19 protein-coding genes are annotated in these 19,021 nt (G+C 78.1%); 15 read left to right on the forward strand and 4 right to left on the reverse strand.

Features of this window, described 5'->3' with window-relative positions:
- A complete protein-coding gene (locus RM780_RS06650) occupies positions 1–3,240 on the reverse strand; it encodes an ATP-binding protein (RefSeq protein ID WP_311629579.1) in 3,240 nt (1,079 codons plus the stop codon).
- A 136-nt stretch (positions 3,241–3,376) separates the two neighbouring features.
- On the opposite strand from RM780_RS06650, the gene RM780_RS06655 reads away from it, so the two are divergent.
- The gene (locus RM780_RS06655; RefSeq protein WP_311629580.1) at positions 3,377–4,366 is read left to right on the forward strand and encodes an NAD(P)-dependent oxidoreductase; all 990 of its coding nucleotides are present in this window, start codon (positions 3,377–3,379) and stop codon (positions 4,364–4,366) included.
- A 52-nt stretch (positions 4,367–4,418) separates the two neighbouring features.
- Here RM780_RS06655 and RM780_RS06660 read toward each other — a convergent pair whose 3' ends face one another.
- A complete protein-coding gene (locus tag RM780_RS06660; protein WP_311629581.1) occupies positions 4,419–5,054 on the reverse strand; it encodes a TIGR03085 family metal-binding protein in 636 nt (211 codons plus the stop codon).
- A gap of 56 nt (positions 5,055–5,110) precedes the next feature.
- Here RM780_RS06660 and hisI point away from each other — a divergent pair, with 56 nt between their 5' ends.
- The 11 genes from hisI to RM780_RS06715 all read left to right on the forward strand — a co-directional run bounded on the left by hisI (position 5,111) and on the right by RM780_RS06715 (position 14,886).
- Complete coding sequence (gene hisI, locus RM780_RS06665) at positions 5,111–5,506, forward strand: phosphoribosyl-AMP cyclohydrolase (protein WP_311629582.1); 396 nt, start codon at positions 5,111–5,113, stop codon at positions 5,504–5,506.
- Between the two features lie 11 nt (positions 5,507–5,517).
- Complete coding sequence (locus RM780_RS06670; protein WP_311629583.1) at positions 5,518–7,050, forward strand: anthranilate synthase component I; 1,533 nt, start codon at positions 5,518–5,520, stop codon at positions 7,048–7,050.
- Entirely contained in the window at positions 7,047–7,691 is a 645-nt protein-coding gene (locus tag RM780_RS06675) for a TIGR02234 family membrane protein (RefSeq protein ID WP_311629584.1), read from the forward strand. The genes RM780_RS06670 and RM780_RS06675 overlap by 4 nt, the downstream gene beginning before the upstream one ends.
- 119 nt (positions 7,692–7,810) lie before the next feature.
- Positions 7,811–8,107, forward strand: a complete 297-nt coding sequence (locus RM780_RS06680) for an HGxxPAAW family protein (RefSeq protein ID WP_311629585.1) — start codon at positions 7,811–7,813, stop codon at positions 8,105–8,107.
- Positions 8,108–8,164: 57 nt separating this feature from the next.
- Complete coding sequence (locus RM780_RS06685; protein WP_311629586.1) at positions 8,165–8,599, forward strand: DUF2752 domain-containing protein; 435 nt, start codon at positions 8,165–8,167, stop codon at positions 8,597–8,599.
- A gap of 105 nt (positions 8,600–8,704) precedes the next feature.
- A complete protein-coding gene (gene trpC, locus RM780_RS06690; protein ID WP_311629587.1) occupies positions 8,705–9,511 on the forward strand; it encodes an indole-3-glycerol phosphate synthase TrpC in 807 nt (268 codons plus the stop codon).
- A complete protein-coding gene (gene trpM, locus RM780_RS06695) occupies positions 9,508–9,654 on the forward strand; it encodes a tryptophan biosynthesis modulator TrpM (RefSeq protein ID WP_394812908.1) in 147 nt (48 codons plus the stop codon). The genes trpC and trpM overlap by 4 nt, the downstream gene beginning before the upstream one ends.
- 721 nt (positions 9,655–10,375) lie before the next feature.
- On the forward strand, positions 10,376–11,632 hold the full coding sequence (gene trpB / locus RM780_RS06700; RefSeq protein WP_311629590.1) for a tryptophan synthase subunit beta: 1,257 nt from the start codon (positions 10,376–10,378) through the stop codon (positions 11,630–11,632).
- Positions 11,629–12,444 (forward strand): tryptophan synthase subunit alpha, encoded by an 816-nt coding sequence (gene trpA / locus RM780_RS06705; RefSeq protein WP_311629591.1) that lies wholly within the window; start codon positions 11,629–11,631, stop codon positions 12,442–12,444. Before trpB ends, trpA begins: the two co-directional genes overlap by 4 nt.
- Positions 12,445–12,581: 137 nt before the next feature.
- Positions 12,582–13,814, forward strand: a complete 1,233-nt coding sequence (locus RM780_RS06710; protein ID WP_311629592.1) for a DUF1266 domain-containing protein — start codon at positions 12,582–12,584, stop codon at positions 13,812–13,814.
- A gap of 52 nt (positions 13,815–13,866) precedes the next feature.
- Positions 13,867–14,886, forward strand: coding sequence for an NAD-dependent epimerase/dehydratase family protein (locus RM780_RS06715; RefSeq protein WP_311629593.1), 1,020 nt, complete (start codon positions 13,867–13,869; stop codon positions 14,884–14,886).
- Between the two features lie 77 nt (positions 14,887–14,963).
- Here RM780_RS06715 and RM780_RS06720 read toward each other — a convergent pair whose 3' ends face one another.
- Together RM780_RS06720 and RM780_RS06725 are read right to left on the reverse strand one after the other, a co-directional pair.
- Positions 14,964–16,097: a sensor histidine kinase gene (locus tag RM780_RS06720; RefSeq protein ID WP_311629594.1), complete on the reverse strand. Its 1,134-nt coding sequence runs from the start codon at positions 16,095–16,097 to the stop codon at positions 14,964–14,966.
- Entirely contained in the window at positions 16,094–16,834 is a 741-nt protein-coding gene (locus RM780_RS06725; protein WP_311629595.1) for a response regulator transcription factor, read from the reverse strand. The genes RM780_RS06720 and RM780_RS06725 overlap by 4 nt, the downstream gene beginning before the upstream one ends.
- 115 nt (positions 16,835–16,949) lie before the next feature.
- Here RM780_RS06725 and RM780_RS06730 point away from each other — a divergent pair, with 115 nt between their 5' ends.
- The 3 genes from RM780_RS06730 (at position 16,950) to RM780_RS06740 (ending at position 19,001) form a co-directional block, all read left to right on the forward strand.
- Positions 16,950–17,630: a glycosyltransferase family 2 protein gene (locus RM780_RS06730; protein WP_394812903.1), complete on the forward strand. Its 681-nt coding sequence runs from the start codon at positions 16,950–16,952 to the stop codon at positions 17,628–17,630.
- 85 nt (positions 17,631–17,715) lie between these two features.
- Positions 17,716–18,354 carry a TIGR04282 family arsenosugar biosynthesis glycosyltransferase gene (locus tag RM780_RS06735; RefSeq protein ID WP_311629597.1) on the forward strand — a complete coding sequence of 213 codons (639 nt, stop codon included), beginning with the start codon at positions 17,716–17,718 and terminating at the stop codon, positions 18,352–18,354.
- On the forward strand, positions 18,351–19,001 hold the full coding sequence (locus RM780_RS06740) for a methyltransferase domain-containing protein (RefSeq protein WP_311629598.1): 651 nt from the start codon (positions 18,351–18,353) through the stop codon (positions 18,999–19,001). Before RM780_RS06735 ends, RM780_RS06740 begins: the two co-directional genes overlap by 4 nt.
- The last annotated feature ends 20 nt before the right edge of the window (positions 19,002–19,021 follow it).

Raw genomic sequence — 19,021 nt, forward strand, 5'->3', positions numbered from 1 at the left:
TCAGTCCGGAATCCAAACGCTCGCCGCCGCCTCGGGGGCGAGTCCGGCGCCGCGGGCCCGTTCGGCTTCAAAGGCCTCCCGGCCGAGCGCGGCCCGCGCCGCCTCCTCGACGCGGGCCACGTCGTGCCGTTCCCCCGGGGGCAGCGGCGCCCCGACCCCGCGCCGCAGGGACTCGGCCGCGCCCAGCAGCCGCGCCGCGTGCGCCGGTCGCCCGGAGAGGGCCCGCGCGCCCGCCAGCCCCTCCAGCGCCAGGGCCAGCGCCCGCGGGTCCCCGGTGCGCCGAGCCGCCTCGTACGCCTCCCGCTGGAGGCGCAGCGCGCCCGCCGCGTCGCCGCGCTGCTCCGCCACGAAGCCCAACTGCGCGGTGACGAACGCCAGTCCGCCCGTGCCCTCCACGCCGCGAAGCCAGTCGAGCCACTTGCGCAGAAGGGCCTCCGCCTCGTCCGGCCGCCCCTGCCGCCGGGCCACCAGCGCCAGGCCGATGTCGGCGAACTCCTCGGCCGGGCGGTCGGAGTGCTCGGCCGCCAGCCGCGCGGCCCGCTGATGCAGCTCCCGCGACCGCTCCAGATCGCCCGTCAGCAGCGCGATCCGGCCCAGGCCCGAGAGCCGGAAGGACGCCTCGGTCCACATGCCCAGGCCCTCGGCCAGCCGCAGCCCCTCCCGCAGCACGTCGGCCGCCGCCTCGTAGTCTCCGCGGACCTCCGCCACCACGCCCAGCGCGTACCCCGCCTCCAGGCGCCCCCACGCGTCGCCCAGACGCTCGAACAGGTCCAGGCTCGCGCGTCCGTCGCGCTCCATCCCCGCGAAGTCCGCCCGCCCCACGGCCAGCCGCGCCCGGGTCGCCAGCGCCGCGGCCGTTCCCCACGTGTCGCCCAGCGCCCGGAAGGCGGCCAGCGCCCGGTCCACCCACGCCTCGTGCGCCCGGTGGTCCCCGAAGGCCCAGCGCGTCAGGCTCAGGAACCACCGCGCCCGCGCCAGGCCCGGGGGATCGTCCACCCCGCCGGGCCCGTAGAGCGCCAGCACCTCCTCCTCCCGGCCCGCGCCCGCCGCGCCCGCGGCGGTGGCCGTCAGACCCGCGTGCCAGGCCGTCGCCGCCGCCCGCCGGGCGTCCACCGGGCCCGGCAGGGCCAGCGCCGCCTCGAAGGAGCACCGCGCCTCGCCCAGCCGCCCGCGCAGGAACCAGTACCAGGCCAGGGCGTTGACCAGCCGCAGCGCGTACCCGGCGTCCTTGGCCGCGAGCGCCCACTCCAGGGCGCCGCCCAGGTTCCCCGCCTCCGCGTCCAGCCGCTCCAGCCACGGCCGTTGCTCCGGGCCGCGCAGCAGCGGCGCGGCGCGCTCGGCCAGCGCCAGGTGGAACGCGGCGTGCCGGGACCGGGCCGCCTCCTCCTCGCCGGCCTCCCGCAGGCGTTCGAGCCCGTAGGCGGCGACCGACTCCAGCAGCCGGTAGCGGCCCTCGGGCCCCGCCACCACCAGCGAGCGGTCCACCAGCCGGGCCAGCACCGCCACGGCGTCGGGAGCATCGGCAGCGCCGGGGCCGCAGGGTCCCTCCGCCGGGCCCGGCTCCTCCCCGGCCCCCAGCGCCTCGGCGGCCGGGAGCGCCCAGCCGCCCGCGTGCACCGACAGCCGCCGCAGCAGCGCGCGTTCGGGGCCGGTCAGCAGGTCCCAGCTCCAGTCGAGCACCGCGCGCAGTGTCCGCTGCCGCTCCGGCGCGTCCCGGGGCCCGGCGGCCAGCACCCGGAACCGGTCGTCCAGCCGGGCGGCCAGCTCCCGCACGCCCAGCGCCCGCACCCGGGCCGCCGCCAGTTCGAGGGCCAGCGGGATCCCGTCCAGCCGCCGGCAGACCGCCGCCACCTCCGCCGCGTTCCCCGGCTCCAGCGCGAACGCCCCTCCCGAGGCCGCCGCCGCCCGCGCCACGAACAGCCGCACCGCCGCGAAGGCCTCCGCGGCCGGCGCCCCCGGCGGCGGCAGCTCCAGCGGCTCCACCGCCCGCAGGTGCTCCCCGGTCAGCCCCAGCGGCTCCCGGCTGGTGGCCAGGACCCGCAGCTCCGGCGCGGCCCTCAGCAGCCGGCCCACCAGCCTCGCCGCCGCCTCCGCCACGTGCTCGCAGTTGTCCAGCACCAGCAGCGCCCGGCGCCCGGCCAGCGCCTCGGCCACCCGCTGCCAGGCCGGGGGCCCCGCGGCCGGGGCGGCGCCCGGCCCCACGTCCTCCCGCACCCCCAGCACCGCCGCGACCGCCGCCGTCACCCCGTCCGTTCCGCCGCCCGCGGCCCGGGCCTCCGCCCCGGCCAGCTCCACCAGCCACACCCCGCCCGGGAAGGCCCCCGCCACCCGCTCCGCCGTGGCCAGCGCCAGCCGCGTCTTGCCCACCCCGCCCGGGCCGGTCAGGGTCACCAGGCGCGCGGCGGCCAGCAGCCCGGCCGCCGCCCCGAGGTCCGCCCCCCGGCCGATCAACTCCCCCAGCGAGGCGGGCAGGTTGGTACGCGGCCCGGCCGCCAGCGCCGGGTCCTGGGCCAGCATCGCCCGGTGCAGCTCCCGCAGCTCCGGGCCCGGGTCGGCGCCCAGCTCCCCGGCCAGCGCCGCCCGCAGTTCCTCGTACCCGGCCAGCGCCTCCCGCGTGCGCCCGCTGCGGTACAACGCCCGCAGGTGCACCGCCCGCAGCCGCTCCCGCAGCGGGTGCGCGGCCACCGGGCCCGCCAGCTCGGCGGCCAGCGCCTCGTGCTCGCCCAGCTCCCACCGGGCCTCCGCCCGCGCCTCGAACGCCGCCAGCCGGCGTTCCTCCAGGCCCGCCACGGCCGTTCGCGCGAAGGCGTGGTCCGCGAAGTCCGCGTACGCCGGGCCGCGCCACAGCGACAGCGCCTCGCCCAGAAGCGCCGCCCGGGCCCCCGGCTCGCCCGCCCGCGCCGCCTCGGCGGCCAGGTCCTCGAAGCGGTGCGCGTCCACCGCCTGCCGCGGCACGCGCAGCACGTACCCGGCCGGGCGGCGCACCAGCAGCTCCCGCCCGCCGGGGCCGGCGGCGGCCAGCGCCCCGCGCAACTGGGAGACGCGGGCCTGGAGCGTCCCGGCGGGGTTGCGCGGCGGGCGTTCGCCCCACAGGTCCTCGATCAGCCGGCCGGCCGGGACCGGCTGCCCGGCGTGGGCGAGAAGGTCCGCCAGCAGCGCGCGGACCTTGGTGTCCCGCACGGCCACCGGCGTGCCCTCGTCCGTCCACACGGCCAGCGGACCGAGCACCCCGAAGCGCATGCGGCCAGGTTAACGGCGCGCTCGTCGGCCCGGCCGGGGGAGCGGCCCCGCGGGCGGCGGCCCGGGGCGGCCCGGTGCGGGGCCCGTGGCCGGCCCGTAGGGAAACCGAAGCGGCCCGGGGCACCGTGGCGCTCACGTGCACCGACCGCACGCCGGCGCCCGCGACACCCGCGACGCCCCGCACCGCAACGAGAGGACCCGCCCCGTGTCCACGCCCAACGCCGCCCCGTCGTCCCCCGCGCGCCCGCCCGTCACCGTCATCGGCCTCGGCGCGATGGGCACCGCCATGGCCGAGGCGCTGCTCGCCGCAGGCCACCCCGTCACCGTCTGGAACCGCACCGCCTCCCGCGCCGAGCCCCTCGTCGCCCGCGGCGCCACCCTCGCCGCCTCCCCGGCCGAGGCCGTGGCCGCCTCCCCGCTCACCGTCCTGAGCCTGCTCGACTACGGTGCCATGCACGACATCCTCGGCCCCGTGGACCGCTCCCACCTCCAGGGGCGGGTGCTGGCCAACCTCAGCTCCGACACCCCCGAGCGGCTGCGCGAGGCCGCCCGCTGGGCCTCGGGCCGCGGGGCCGAGCTGATCACCGGCGGGATCATGGTCCCGCCCCCGGCCGTCGGCAAGCCCGGCGCGTACACCTTCTACAGCGGGCCCCGGGCCGCGCTGGAGGAGCACCGCGAGACGCTGGCCGTCCTCAGCGCCCTCGACCACCGCGGCGAGGACCCGGGCCTGGCGATGGTCTGGTACCAGGCCATGCTGCTGGTCTTCACCAGCCTGCTCACCGGCTACGCCCACGTCGCCGCGCTGCTGGGAACGGCCGGGGTCAAGGCCGGGGAGGCCCGCCCCTACGTCGCCGACCTGCTCAACGCCGTGGCCGCGGACGGCCCGCTGGGCATCCTGCGGGAGCTGACCCGGGAGTTCGACGAGAACGCCTACTCGGACGCGCTCAGCGGCCTGGGCATGATGGCCGCCGGCACCGAGCACGTCCGCGACGCCTACCGGGAGGCCGGCCTGGACGACGGCCTGCCCGCCGCCAACGCCCGCCTCTACGCCGCCGCGCTCGCCGCGGGCCCGGCCGGGGACGGCCGCCACCCCGTCCTGGAGGCGATCCGCAATCCCGCTCCCTGACCCGCCCGGCGGCGGCCCGGGAGCCCCGCGCCGGGCGGCGGCTCCGGGCTGCTCAGCCCAGGCCCAGCGGGGCCCGCCGCACCTCGGCCACCGCCTCCTTGTCGCCCTCGGTGGTCACCCGCGCCGCGGCCTGCCGCCCGAACGCGAACAGCAGCAGCTCGCCCGGGTCCCCGGTCACCGTCACCACGGGCGTTCCCCTGCGGGCCACCGCCGTCTGGCCGTCCGGCCGCCGCAGCACCAGCCCGGCCGGGCTGCGGCGGCCCATGATCCGCGCCGCCGTCTCAAGGCGCCTCCACAGCACGTCCGCGAACACCGGGTCCAGCTCCCGCGGCGACCAGTCCGGCTGGGCCCGCCGCACGTCCTCGCCGTGCACGAAGAACTCCACGACGTTCGCCGCCTCGTCCACCTGCTTCAGGGCGAAGGGCGAGACCCGCGGCGGCCCGCCGCGGAAGAGCCGGAGCAGCTCGTCGAAGGGCCGGGCCGCGAACTCCTCGCGCACCCGCTCGCCCCGCGCCGCCAGCGGCTTGATCAGGATGCCGCCGGCCGCGTCCGGGCGGCGCTCGCGGATCACCAGGTGCGCGGCCAGGTCCCGGGCCGTCCAGCCCGCGCACAGCGTCGGGGCCTCGGGCCCCGCGGTCTCCAACAATTCGGCCAGAAGCAGCCGTTCACGCTTGGCATGGGTAGACATGCCCCCACCCTAGAGGCCGGGACCGACAACGCCCCGAGGCGCGGCAGAATGGACGTATGTCCAGCACAACGCCCTCACCGGGCCGGCCGTCCGCCCTCGATCCCGCCATCGCCGGGCGCCTGAAGCGGACCCCCGACGGCCTGGTGGCCGCCATCGCGCAGCAGTACGACACGGGCGAGGTGCTGATGCTCGGGTGGATGGACGACGAGGCCCTGCACCGCACCCTCACCACCGGCCGCTGCACCTACTGGAGCCGCAGCCGCCGCGAGTACTGGGTCAAGGGCGACACCTCCGGCCACGTCCAGCACGTGAAGTCCGTCTCCCTGGACTGCGACGGGGACACCGTCCTCGTCCGCGTCGACCAGGTCGGCGCCGCCTGCCACACCGGCGACCGCACCTGTTTCGACGCCGGCCGGCTGGACCCCGGCGCGCCCGCCCCCGCCGGGCACTAGGCTCCACGGGCATGACCACCGGCAGGGCAACGCCAGACCTCGACCGCTTCCGGGTCCTCGCCAAGGACCGCCGGGTGATCCCCGTCACCCGCAGGCTCCTCGCCGACGGGGACACCCCGATCGCGCTGTACCGCAAGCTGGCCGGCGAGCGGCCCGGGACGTTCCTCCTGGAGTCCGCCGAGAACGGCCGCACCTGGTCGCGGTACTCCTTCATCGGCGTGCGCAGCGTCGCCGCCCTGACCGTCGAGGACGGCGAGGCCCGCTGGCTGGGCACGCCCCCCGACAGCGTCCCGCGCACCGGCGACCCGCTTCAGGTGCTGCGCGCCACCCTCCAGGCCCTGCACACCCCGCGCGACCCCGAACTGCCCCCGTTCACCGGCGGCATGGTCGGCTACCTCGGCTACGACGTCGTCCGCCGCCTGGAGGCCATCGGCAACTCCCCCCGCGACCCGCGCAACGAGCTGCCCCTGCCCGAGCTGACCATGCTGCTCGCCTCCGACCTCGCCGTCCTCGACCACCGCGACGGCACGGTCCTGCTCATCGCCAACGCCTGGGGCGCGGGCCCGGGGGAGAGCGACCCCGAGGCGTACGCCGAGGCGGCCCACGCCGACGCCGTGGCCCGGCTGGACGCCATGGCCGCCGACCTGGCCCGCCCCGTCTCCCTCGCCCCCGCGCAGCTGCCGCCGCCCTCGATGCCGTTCTTCACCGCCCGCTGGGGCGGCTTCGAGTTCCAGCACGCCGTGGAGCGGGTCAAGGAGTTCATCCGCGCGGGGGACGCGTTCCAGGTCGTGCCCTCCCAGCGGTTCGAGGCCCCCTGCCCGGCGCCCGCCCTGGACGTCTACCGGGTGCTGCGCGCCACCAACCCCAGCCCGTACATGTACCTGCTGCGCTTCGACGGCTTCGACGTCGTCGGCTCCAGCCCCGAGGCCCTGGTCAAGGTCGAGGACGGCCGAGCCATGCTCCACCCCATCGCCGGCACCCGCCCGCGCGGGGAGACCCCGCAGCGCGACGCCGAGCTGGCCGAGGAGCTGCTGGCCGACCCCAAGGAGCGCGCCGAGCACCTGATGCTCGTGGACCTGGGCCGCAACGACCTGGGCCGGGTCTGCGCCCCCGGCAGCGTCGAGGTCCTCGACTTCATGGCGATCGAGCGCTACAGCCACGTGATGCACATCGTCTCCACCGTCACCGGCCGGCTCGACGAGGGCCGCACCGCCTTCGACGCCCTCACCGCCTGCTTCCCCGCCGGCACGCTCTCCGGGGCGCCCAAGCCGCGCGCCATGCAGATCATCGAGGAGCTGGAGCCCACCCGGCGCGGCCTGTACGGCGGCTGCGTCGGCTACCTCGACTTCGCCGGGGACGCCGACACCGCCATCGCCATCCGCACCGCCGTCCTGCGCGACGGCACCGCCTACGTGCAGGCCGGGGCCGGGGTCGTCGCGGACTCCGACCCGCTCTCCGAGGACGACGAGTGCCGGAGCAAGGCCGCCGCCGTCCTCCGGGCCGTGGCCGCCGCCGACGGGCTGCGCGGTAGCGTGGAGGCGTGACGCCTGACCCCGCCGGCCGGCCCGCCGGTCCCCCCGCCACCGCCGCCGGCGCGACCCGCCGGGCGCTCGCCGCCGCCCTGCTCAGCGGCGCGGCGGGCGCCGCCGTGGTGCTGATCGCCGCGGGCCAGACCTGGGGCGAGGGCGAGGCCGCCGCGGGCGCCGCGGAACTCCCGGTCACCGCCAGCGGGTCCGCCGTCTCCGGGCTGCCCAGCGCGCTCGCCCTCGTCGGGCTCGCCGCGCTGGTCGCCGTCTTCGCGGTCCGCCGCGCCGGCCGCACCGTCGTCTCCTCCGTGCTGGCCCTCAGCGGCGCCGGAGCCCTGGGCGCGGCCCTCCTCGGCGCGGGCGACACCGACGCGCTGGAGACCAACGCGGCCGAGACCATGGGCCTCACCAGCGCCGCCGTCAGCTCCGTCAGCCACACCGGCTGGCCCTGGGTCTCCGCCCTCGGCGGCCTGCTGCTGCTGTGCGCCGGGCTGCTCGCCCTCACCTACGGCCGCCACTGGCCCGCCATGTCCGGGCGCTACGAACGCTCCGCGCGCCGAGGTCCGCGCCCCCGCGCCGCCGCGGCGGGCGCGCCCTTCGACCCGGACCGGCCCGAGGACATCTGGCGCGCCCTGGACCGCGGCGAGGACCCCACCTAGGGCCTCCCGGGAACCCCCGGGGGTCCCGGCCGGGGACGCCGGGCCGCCTGCGACAATGGCTGCGGGCGCGCGCGCCCCGGGAGCGCCGCCCAGGATTCCTGACCCACGAGGAGCACGCAATGGCCCGCGAGTACCACCACGGAAACACCCCCGCCGCCTGGACCGGTGTCCTCATCGCCTTCGTCGGGTTCGGCGTCGGCGGCGCGTTCACGGTGATGGCGCAGCCGCTGGGCGTGGCCGCGGGTGCGGTCATCGTGGCGCTGGGCGGCGTCGTCGGCCTGATCATGCGCTCCATGGGTCTGGGCCAGCCCCCGGCCCAGGCGCCCGCGCACCGGCCCGGCGCCGGCACGGCCACCGTTCCCGCCCAGTCCGCGGCGCCCGACTCCGAGGCGGAGCAGGCGACCGTCGGCGGCTGAGCCTCCCGGCGCGCCCGTCGCGTTGCCGCACCCGGCGCGGGCGGTCAGCCTGGGGCCATGCGCCCCACGCCGTCCGCCCTCGCCGCGCCCCTGGCCGCCGCCGCGGTGACGGCGGCGGCCCTCGCGTTCGTCGCCGCCGCCGACCCGGGGCGGCCCGGGGTGTTCCCCGCCTGCCCGGTGCTGGCGTGGTGGGGCCTGTACTGCCCCGGCTGCGGCGGCCTGCGCAGCGCGCACGCCCTCGCCCACGGCGACCCGGCCGCCGCGCTGGGGGCCAACGCCCTGGCGGTCGCCGCGTTCGCCGCCTGGGCCGTCGTCCTCGCGGGCTGGCTGCTGCGGGCGGCGCGGGGCCGTTCCCCGTTGCGGGCACACCCGGCGCCCCGGGCGCGCGCTCCCGGCTCCCGCGCGCTCCGCGCGCCCGCCCCCGCGCTGCTGGGCACGGCGGCCTTCACGATCCTGCGCAACCTTGAGGCGGGTGCGGCGCTGACGCCCTGACCTGGGGCGTTGTCCGTCAGCCGGGCGGAAGCGACCGCTCCGCCCGGTGCCCGATACCATCGAGATGGTTTGATCCGCCCGTACCGACAGGAAGGGGCCAGTCGCGTGAGTGTGCTCGACGAGATCATCGAGGGAGTCCGCGCCGACCTCGCCGAGCGGCAGGCACGCGTGAGCCTCGACGACCTCAAGGAGACCGCGGCGAAGGTCCCCCCGGCGAAGGACGGCGTGGCGGCGCTCAAGGGCGAGGGCGTGGCCGTCATCTGTGAGGTCAAGCGCTCCAGCCCCTCCAAGGGCGCGCTGGCCGCCATCGCCGACCCCGCCGGCCTCGCCGCCGACTACGAGGCGGGCGGCGCCGCCGCGATCTCCGTCCTCACCGAGCGCCGCCGCTTCGGCGGCTCCCTGGAGGACCTGGCGGCCGTCCGCGCCCGGGTCGACCTCCCGGTGCTGCGCAAGGACTTCATCGTCACCTCCTACCAGCTCTGGGAGGCCCGCGCGCACGGCGCCGACCTGGTGCTGCTGATCGTGGCCGCGCTGGAGCAGCCCGCGCTGGTATCGCTCGTGGAGCGCGCGGTGTCCCTGGGCCTGACGCCCCTGGTCGAGGTGCACGACGAGGAGGAGGTCCAGCGCGCGGTGGACGCGGGCGCCCGCATCATCGGCGTGAACGCGCGCAACCTCAAGACGCTGGAGGTGGACCGCGGCACGTTCGCGCGGGTCGCCCCTGAGATCCCCGACGACGTCGTCAAGATCGCCGAGTCGGGCGTGCGCGGCCCGCACGACCTGATCGCCTACGCCAACGACGGCGCCGACGCGGTGCTCGTGGGCGAGTCCCTGGTCACCGGCCGGGACCCCCGCTCCGCCGTCGCCGACCTCGTGGCCGCGGGGACGCACCCCGCGCTGCGGCAGGGCCGCTGAGCGCCGTGCCCGCCCGCCACCCCGTCCGCGGCTGCCGCGCCCCGGCCCGCCGCGCCCTCGGGCGCCGCGTCCGCTACCACATCGGCAGCGAGCCCGGCCAGATCAACGGCCGCCGATGGCGCGCCGTCCCGACGACGGCCTGACCGCCCCTCCACGCCGCGCGCCCCTCGACACCGGCGACCTCGCCTCCGGCGAAGGAACCGCGTGGGGCGTGCCGCTCAGGCGAGACGGCTCTCCCGCCGGGGAGCGCCCGTGCACCGCGTGGGGTCGCCCGCAGCCCGGACGAGGCTCTGCCCAGGGGCCGAGCCCGCCGCGTGCGGTCGTTCCCACCAGGGCGGGCACCGTATCGAGGCGGGGCTCGCTTCCGCGCAGGAAGGGCACCTGCCGTGGCGGTGCCTCCCGCCTGGGTGAGGACCGCATCCCTCCCCCAGGTGGGGCGCTGCCGAGGCTCCGGGCCCGCCGCGCGCAGCCTGCCCGCCGGGGCGGACCGCGCACCGCGTGGGGTCGCTGCCGCGCAGGCGGAGGGTGTTCGCCCAGGCGATGGGCGCCGCACCGTGTGCGGCAGTCCCCGCCCGGGCAGGGCGTCGCGCCGGGGCGAAACCGTCCGCAGGGTGCGGTCGTTCCCGCCAGGGAGGGCACCGCGCCGAGTGGCCGTTCCCGCCCGCGGGGCGGGCCCCGCCGCCGCGTGTGGTCGTCCCCGGTAGGGGGCCGCGCGCAGCGCTCGGGCGTCCCGGCCCGGGCAGGGCACCGTGCCGGGGCGGGGACCCGGGCGGGGCCCGGTAAGTTCGGCCGTGCCGTCGTCGTTCCGTTCGTTCAGTTCGTCCGTTCAGCACGCATTCGTCCGGAAGGCATTCACACCCGATCATGTCCGCACAGCACTTCTTTCCCGACCCCGAGGGGCGGGTCCCCGACGCCGGGGGATACTTCGGCGCGTACGGCGGCACCTTCATTCCGGAGGCCCTGCGGGCCGCCGTCGAGGAGGTGGCCGCCGAGTACGCCAAGGCCAAGGACGACCCGGCCTTCGCCGCCGAGCTGAACGAGATGCTCGTCCACTACACCGGACGCCCCAGCCCGCTGACCGAGGTGCCGCGCTTCGCCGAGCACGCCGGGGGCGCCCGCGTCTTCCTCAAGCGGGAGGACCTCAACCACACCGGCTCCCACAAGATCAACAACGTGCTCGGCCAGGCGCTCCTCACCCGCCGCATGGGCAAGACCCGCGTGATCGCCGAGACCGGCGCCGGCCAGCACGGCGTGGCCACCGCCACCGCCTGCGCGCTGTTCGGCCTGGAGTGCACCATCTACATGGGCGAGGTGGACACCCGCCGCCAGGCCCTCAACGTCGCCAGGATGCGCATCCTGGGCGCCGAGGTCGTTCCCGTCTCCTCCGGCAGCCGCACCCTGAAGGACGCCATCAACGAGGCGTTCCGCGACTGGGTCGCCAACGTCGGCCACACCCACTACCTCTTCGGCACCGTCGGCGGCCCCCACCCCTTCCCCGCGCTGGTCCGCGACTTCCAGCGCGTGATCGGCGTCGAGGCCAGGGCCCAGGTGCTGGAGCGCGCCGGCCGGCTGCCCGACGCCGCCGTCGCCTGCGTCGGCGGCGGGTCCAACGCCATCGGCCTCTTCCACGCCTTCCTCCCCGACGAGGGCGTCCGCCTCGTCGGCTGCGAGGCCGCCGGGCGCGGCGTCGACTCCGGCGAGCACGCCGCCACCCTCACCGCGGGCGAGCCCGGCATCCTGCACGGCTCCCGCAGCTACGTCCTCCAGGACGAGGAGGGCCAGATCACCGAGCCCTACTCCATCTCCGCCGGCCTGGACTACCCCGGCATCGGCCCCGAGCACGCCTACCTCAAGGACGCGGGCCGCGGCGAGTACCGCCCCGTCACCGACGAGGACGCGATGCTCGCGCTGCGGCTGCTCTCCCGCACCGAGGGCATCATCCCGGCCATCGAGAGCGCCCACGCGCTGGCAGGCGTGCTGGAGCTGGGCCGGGAGCTGGGCCCCGAGGGCCTGATCGTGGCCAACCTCTCCGGGCGCGGCGACAAGGACATGGACACCGCGGCCCGCTGGTTCGGCCTGTACGACGAGCGCGCCGGCGAGGCCGAGGAGGCACAGAAGTGAGCGGGAACGCCCAGGCGCTCGGCGCCGTCCTCGCCGCGGCGCGCGAGGAGAACCGCGCCGCCCTCGTCGGCTACTTCCCGGCCGGGTTCCCCACCCTGGAGGGCGGCATCCGCGCCGCCACCGCGATGGCCCAAGGCGGCTGCGACGTCATCGAGATCGGCCTGCCCCACAGCGACCCGGTCCTCGACGGCCCCGTCATCCAGACCGCCGACGACATCGCCCTGCGCGGCGGCATCCGCATCGCCGGGGTGCTGCGCACGATCCGCGAGGTGCACGCCGCCACGGGCGTTCCGGTGCTGTGCATGACGTACTGGAACCCGGTGGACCGCTACGGCCCCGAGCGGTTCGCCGCGGAGCTGGCCGAGGCGGGCGGCGCGGGCTGCATCCTGCCCGACCTGCCCGTGGAGGAGTCCGAGGCGTGGCGCAAGGCCGCCGCGCAGCACGGCCTGGCCACCGTCTTCGTCGTGGCGCCCAGCAGCCGCGACGAGCGGATCGCCGCCGTCACGGCCGCCGGGAGCGGCTTCGTCTACGCGGCCTCGCTGATGGGCGTCACCGGCACCCGCGAGAGTGTCAGCCGGGATGCCGCCGGTCTGGTGAGCCGGGTGCGGGCCACCACCGCCCTGCCGGTCTGCGTGGGCCTGGGCGTCTCCGACGCCCGCCAGGCCGCCGAGGTCGCCGCCTTCGCGGACGGCGTCATCGTCGGCTCGGCCTTCGTCCGGCGCCTCCTCGACCACCCCCAGGACGAGGCCGCGGCCCTGGCCGAGGTCCGCGCCCTGGCCGCCGACCTGGCCCGGGGCGCCCGCCGCGCCTAGCCGCCGGGCCGGCCGCCCCGGCCGGACACGCCGCCCCCGGCCGGACACGCCACACCCGGCCGGACACGCCGCTCCCGGCCGGAGCCCGCGTTCGCGCGAGTTCCGGCCGGGGCGCCGCGCCCGCTAGAGTCGGGCGCATGGGGATCGAGGGGGCTTCGGAGGACCTGCCGCCGTGGCAGGCGCCCACGGCGGTGGAGCACCGCCTGTACGAAGCGGGCCTCAGCGAGAACTGGCCGGCCTTCTTCGACGTCCTGGCCGCCACCGACCTCTACCTGCCGATGTCCCGCGAGCTGATGGACGCCGTTCCCCGCAGCATCCCCTTCCGGCCATTCCGCGACCCGAAGTTCGACGGCTTCGCGCTGGCCGTCTTCACCCGCGGCATGCTCGCCCCGCCGGACGGCGACCGCGTCTTCGAACGCAGCGAGCTGCGGCACCTCGCCCGCGCCTGGCCCCGGACCATCCGCTGGCTGGCCGTCAACCCCGGTACGCCGGTGGAGACCTTCCTGCCCGCCGACCCCAAGCGCTGGAAGCGGCACGCGCGGAACGCCGCGCCCGAGGAGCAGCTCAAGACCCTCTGGACGGGACACCGGCACGACCCGCTGGCCCACGGCATGGCCTGCGGCGCGCTGCTGCTGGTCAACCACGGCTCCCTGTGGAACCACCTCGGCTGGCAGTGGGCCGGCTACACCGAGGAGAAGGAGCTGCTGCGCAGCTGGTGGGACGTCACCACCCGGGCCGGCTGGCTGGACACCGTCGAGCGGCTGCTGCGCGGTGAAGTTCTCCCGCCCGCCTGGGAGTTCACCCTGCGCGTGCGGCAGGCCCTGGTCCAGGAGTACGGCGCGGCCCCCGACGCGGGGCAGTGGCGGCAGACGGCCGAGCGGGTGCTGGTCTCCCGGACCGCCGAGGTGGTCGACGCCACCGGGCGGCCCCCGGCGTTCGACCTCGACGCCGACATCGACCTGGTCCACGGGCTGATCGGCCGCGTCCTGCGCTACGAGGCCCGCTTCCGCGCCGACGGCCTGCTGCCCGGCGACACCTGCGTCCGGTCCGTCCTGGCCTGGGACTTCGGCCGCGCCTCCGCCATGGCCCGCTGGGGCCTGGGCGCCCGCTTCGCCGAACGCGCCGAGACCGAGCAGGCGCTGCTGCGCGCGGGCGAGGGCGCCCGCCAGGTGTACCGCTCCTGGGCCGAGTTCGCGACCGGCTTCGTCCTCGGGCGCTGCCTCCACTTCGACAGCGAGGAGTTCGGGGACTGGTACACCGACATGGTCGCCGTCCACAAGATCCTCAGCACCGACCCCGAGAGCCCCTGGCTGAGCGTCCCCTGGGAGCAGTCCGCCCCGCCGGACGCCCCCGGTCTTACGGAACGCTGACGGCAGGCCCGCGGCCGGCCGCGCGGGCCCGGGGCGCCGCTAGCGTGGCTGCATGCGCGTACTGATCACCGGAGGCGCGGGCTTCATCGGCTCGCACGTCGTCGCGGCCCTGTCGGCCGCCGGTCACGAGCCCGTGATCCTGGACCTGCGGCCCCCCGGGCGGCCGGCCGCCGCGGTGGCCGCCGACGTCAGGGACCCCGCCGCCGTCGCCGGGGCGCTGCGCGGCGTGGACGCCGTCTGCCACCAGGCCGCGATGGTGGGCCTGGGCACGGACTTCGCGGACGCGCCCGCCTACGTGGGGACCAACGACCTGGGCACCGCCGTGCTGCTCTCCGCGATGGCCGCGGCGGGCGTGCGCTCCCTGGTGCTGGCCGGCTCCATGGTGGTCTACGGCGAGGGCCGCTACGACTGTCCCCGGCACGGGCGGGTGCGCCCGGGCCCGCGGACCCCCGCGGACCTGGAGCGGGGCCGTTTCGAGCCGCCGGGCCCCGCGTGCGGCGCGCCGCTGGTCCCCGGCCCGGTGGCGGAGGACGCCCCGGCCGATCCGCGCAACGTCTACGCCGCGACCAAGCTCGCCCAGGAGCACCTGGCCGCCGCCTGGGCCCGGGCCACCGGGGGGCGCGCCGTCAGCCTGCGCTACCACAACGTCTACGGCGACGGCATGCCGCTGGACACGCCCTACGCCGGGGTGGCCGCGCTCTTCCGCTCCGCCCTGGAGCGCGGCGAGCCGCCGCGGGTCTTCGAGGACGGCGGCCAGCGGCGCGACTTCGTGCACGTGGAGGACGTCGCCGCGGCCAACGTCCTGGCGCTGGCCTCCCTCGCGGACGCCCCGGCAGGGTCCCTGCGCGCGTACAACACCGGCAGCGGCGAGCCGCACACCGTCGGAGAGCTGGCCCGCGCCCTGGCCTCGGCGCTCGGGGGGCCGTCCCCGGTGGTCACCGGGGAGTTCCGCCTGGGCGACGTCCGCCACATCACGGCCTCATCCGCCCGCCTGCGCGCCGAGCTCGGCTGGCGCCCCCGCGTCTCCTTCGCGGAGGGCATGACCCGCTTCGCCGTGTCCGCGCCGCTGTAGCGCGGGGGCGCGCCCGGAAGCGGCCGGGGCGGCGCGCGGGAACGCCCGGGGCGGCGCGCGCTCCCGGCGCGCGGGCCTCAGCCCGCCGCCGGGAGGATGACCTCGAAACGGCAGCCGCCGGGGACGTTGCGCACGCCTGTGCGCCCCGCGTGCGCCTCCACGATCCCGCGGACGATGGCCAGCCCGAGCCCGGCGCCCGCCGGAGGGGTGCGCGCGTCCGTTCCCCGCCAGCCGGTGTCGAAGACCCGCGGCAGGTCTTCGGCCGGGATGCCGCCGCAGCCGTCGGTGACCGAGAGCACCACCTCCCGCGCCCGCCGGGACGCGGCGACGGCCACCGTGCCGTCCGCGGGCGTGTGGCGGATGGCGTTGACCAGCAGGTTGGCCAGCACCCGGCTCATCTCCTTGCCGTCCACCTCGACCGGAACGCCCTCCACGCCGCGGTCGGCCAGCTCCACGCCGCGCTGCCTGGCCAGGGCGTCCGCGCTCGCGATGGCGTCGCTGATCAGGTCGTACACCGACATCCGGGTCGGGCTCAGGGCGAGCGCCCCGGCCTGGATGCGGGAGAGCTCGAACAGGTCCCCGACCATCGCGCTCAGCCGCTCGGCCTCGCCCCGGATCCGGCGGTGGTAGCGGGCGGGGTCCTCCGCGATCCCGTCCTCCAGGGCCTCGGCCATGGCCCGCAGACCGGCCAGCGGCGAGCGCAGGTCGTGCGAGATCCAGGCCACCAGCTCCCGCCGCGAGGACTCCAGCGCCCGCTCGCGCTCCCGCGCCGCCGTCAGCCGCGCGTCGGAGGCGGCCAGTTCCCGCGCCAGCTCCGCGAGTTCGGCCGGCATCGGCCCGGCCGGCGCGGCGAACGCGCCGCCGCCGCCCAGCAGCCGGGCGGCGCCCGCCAGCGAGCGGTGCGCGCCGATCACCCAGCGGCCCAGCAGCGCCGCGGTCACGCCCGCGGCCACCGCCCCGACGCCCAGCACGGTCACCACCACCGCCAGGTCGTGCGCCGAGAGGAACATCGCCCACGCCACCGACAGCGTTCCCGCCAGCAGCGCGCCGAGCGTCGCCCCGATCAGCACCGCGAGGGACACGGCGACCGAGCGCCTGCGCACCGCGGCCAGCGCCAGCGCCCCCGCCGCGCCCGCGCAGGCCGCCCCGCCCGCCGCGTACAGCGCGATCAGCGGCAGGTCCCCGAGCAGCGGGCCGAACTCCACCGTCACCGCCCCCCGTCGAACCGGTACCCGACGCCCCAGACGGTGACGATCAGCTCCGGCCGCGCCGGGTCGGCCTCCACCTTGTGCCGCAGCCGCCGCACGTGGACCGTCACCGTGGACAGGTCGCCGAACTCCCAGCCCCAGACGCCCGCCATCAGCTCCTCCCGGCTGAACGCCCGCCCCGGGTGCCGCAGGAAGTGCGCCAGCAGGTCGAACTCCCGCAGCGTCAGCCGCAGCGGGCCGCGCCCGTCGGCCGCGCTGCGCGCCGCCGGGTCCAGCGTGATCCCGCCGCCGCGCAGCACCGGGGCGCCTCCGGCCTCCGCGGGACCTGCGCCGCGCGCCCGGCGCAGCACCGAGGCCACCCGCAGCACCAGCTCCCGCGGGCTGAACGGCTTGGTGACGTAGTCGTCCGCGCCCACCTCCAGGCCCAGCACGCGGTCCTCCTCGTCGCCCCGCGCCGTGAGCATCACCACCGGCACCGGGCCCGCCGCGCGCAGCCGGCGGCAGACCGTCAGCCCGTCCAGGCCCGGCAGCATCAGGTCGAGAACCACCAGGTCGGGCGGCCGGGCCGCCGCCCTGGCCAGCGCCTCGTGGCCGTCGGCCGCCCGGTCGACGGCGAACCCCGCCCGGCTCAGGTAGCCGGCGACCACCTCGGTCACGGTGGGGTCGTCGTCCACCACGAGGACGCGCTGGGCGGCGGCGGTGGCCTCGGTGGCCTCGGGGGCCTCGGCAGACTGAGACATGCCCCGAGTCTCACACCGGCGCCCGCCCGCGCGCCCCGCCCGGCCCCCCGCCTCCCGGCGATGTCAGCGATCCGTAAGGCAGGGGCGTCCGGTATGCGAGGTTCGTCCTCGTAGGGTGAGCGGGGTGAACAACTCCCCGTTCCCGCTGGGCGACTTGGTGTTGCCCTGTCTCGACGAGGCCCGGGCCCTGCCCTGGGTCCTGGAGCGCGTGCCGCCCGGCTGGCGCGCCCTGGTGGTGGACAACGGCTCCACGGACGGCTCCGCCGCCGTCGCCGAACGCCACGGCGCGCGCGTCGTCCACGAGCCGCGCCGCGGCTTCGGCGCCGCCTGCCACGCCGGCCTGCTGGCCGCCGAGGCCCCGCTCGTGGCGTTCTGCGACTGCGACGCGACCCTCGACCCGGCCGACCTCCCGCGCGTCGCGGAGCCGGTGCGCGCCGGCGCGGCCGACCTGGTGCTCGCCCGGCGCCTGCCCGCCTCCCGCGGCGCCTGGCCGCTGCACGCCCGGGTGGGCAACGCCGCCCTGGCCCGGATGGTGCGCAGCCGCACCGGCGTGCGGCTGCGCGATCTCGGCCCGATGCGCGTCGCCCGCCGCACCGCCCTGCTCGGCCTCGGCCTGACGGACCGCCGCAGCGGCTACCCGCTCCAGATGGTGGTCCGCGCGGCCGACGCCGGCTGGCGCATCGCCGAGACCGAGACCCGCTACCTGCCCCGCGCCGAGGGCAGCGCCTCCAAGGTCACCGGCACCTGGCGCGGCACCTGGCAGGCCGTCCGCGACATGCGGGCGGTGCTGCGGTGAGCGCCGCACGCGCGGCTGCCGGGCCGCAGGTGACGGCGACAGCCGCGCCGTGCCGCGCGGGCGGAGAAGCGACCAGGGGGACACGGTGAGTGGCCCCGTCCTGCTCGTCATCGCCAAGGAGCCCGTGCCCGGGCGGGTCAAGACGCGGCTGACCCCGCCGTTCAGCCCCCTCCAGGCGGCCCGCCTCGCCGAGGCCGCCCTCGCGGACACGCTGCACACCCTGCTGAACGTCCCGGCCGCGCGCCGCGTCCTGGTGCTGGCCGGGCGTCCGGGTCCCTGGCTCCCGGAGGGCTGGGAGGTCGTTCCGCAGAGCGGCGGCGGCCTCGACGAACGCCTCGCCGCGGCCTTCGCCGGAGCGGGCGGCCCGGCCCTGCTCGTCGGCATGGACACCCCGCAGCTCACCCCCGCGCTCCTGGCACCCGCGACCGCGCCCGGGGCCTGGCCCCCGGGCCGGGCCTGGTTCGGGCCCGCCGCGGACGGCGGCTTCTGGGCCCTGGGCCTGGCCGAGCCCCGGCCCGGACTCCTGCGCGGCGTCCCGATGTCCACGCCCCGCACCGGGGCCGCACAGCTCCGCCGCCTGCGCGCGGCCGGGCTGAACGTCCGGCGGCTGCCCGTGCTGCGCGACGTGGACACGGCCGCGGACGCCGCCGCGGTGGCCCGCGCGGCCCCCGGCGGCCGGTTCGCCGCGGCGCTCGCCGGCCTGAGCCCGGCGGCCCGCGCGTGACCGCCGCCGCGCCGGCCCCGGCCTGGGCCTCCGACGCCTACGCCGCGGCGCTGCGCAGCGGCCGGGGGCCGCTGTTCCTGCGCGGAGCGGACGGCCGCCGGCTGCCGCTCGACGTCGAACGCTGGTGCGCGCGCCCCGCGCCCGCCGACCTCACCGTGCTGCGGCGCTGCGCCGGGAGCGTCCTGGACATCGGCTGCGGCCCCGGGCGCATGGTGGCCGCCCTGGCCCGCGCCGCCCGCCCCGCCCTGGGCATCGACACCGCCCCGGCGGCCGTGGCCCTGACCCGGCGCGAGGGCGGAACGGCCCTGCTGCGGTCCGTCTTCCAGCCCCTGCCCGCCGAGGGCTGGTGGGGCAGCGTGCTGCTGATGGACGGCAACATCGGCATCGGCGGCGACCCCGCCGCCCTGCTGGCCCGCGTCCGGCGCCTCCTCGCCCCCGGCGGCCTGCTGCTCGCCGAGGCCGCCCCGGCCGACGTCGACGAACGCCTCGACGTCCGCCTCGACCCCGGCGGCCCCGGCCCCCTCGGCCCCCCCTTCCCCTGGGCCCGCGTCGGCCCCTCCGCCCTGCGCACCCACGCCCGGTCCACCGGCTGGCGCCCCACCGGCCAGTGGACCGTCGACGACCGGACCTTCCTGGCCTTCACCTGAACCCGGCCCCGCCCGTGCCG

The sequence above is a fragment of the Streptomyces boetiae genome (genome assembly GCF_031845405.1).
Lineage (GTDB): Bacteria > Actinomycetota > Actinomycetes > Streptomycetales > Streptomycetaceae > Streptomyces > Streptomyces boetiae.

Bases quoted from the DNA above. Each gene is read 5' to 3' on its own strand.
- RM780_RS06650 (WP_311629579.1), bottom strand. From the start codon at position 3,240: ATGCGCTTCGGGGTGCTCGGTCCGCTGGCCGTGTGGACGGACGAGGGC.
- RM780_RS06660 (WP_311629581.1), bottom strand. From the start codon at position 5,054: ATGTCTACCCATGCCAAGCGTGAACGGCTGCTTCTGGCCGAATTGTTG.
- hisI (WP_311629582.1), top strand. From the start codon at position 5,111: ATGTCCAGCACAACGCCCTCACCGGGCCGGCCGTCCGCCCTCGATCCC.
- RM780_RS06670 (WP_311629583.1), top strand. From the start codon at position 5,518: ATGACCACCGGCAGGGCAACGCCAGACCTCGACCGCTTCCGGGTCCTC.
- RM780_RS06680 (WP_311629585.1), top strand. From the start codon at position 7,811: ATGGCCCGCGAGTACCACCACGGAAACACCCCCGCCGCCTGGACCGGT.
- RM780_RS06685 (WP_311629586.1), top strand. From the start codon at position 8,165: ATGCGCCCCACGCCGTCCGCCCTCGCCGCGCCCCTGGCCGCCGCCGCG.
- trpB (WP_311629590.1), top strand. From the start codon at position 10,376: ATGTCCGCACAGCACTTCTTTCCCGACCCCGAGGGGCGGGTCCCCGAC.
- RM780_RS06710 (WP_311629592.1), top strand. From the start codon at position 12,582: ATGGGGATCGAGGGGGCTTCGGAGGACCTGCCGCCGTGGCAGGCGCCC.
- RM780_RS06715 (WP_311629593.1), top strand. From the start codon at position 13,867: ATGCGCGTACTGATCACCGGAGGCGCGGGCTTCATCGGCTCGCACGTC.
- RM780_RS06725 (WP_311629595.1), bottom strand. From the start codon at position 16,834: ATGTCTCAGTCTGCCGAGGCCCCCGAGGCCACCGAGGCCACCGCCGCC.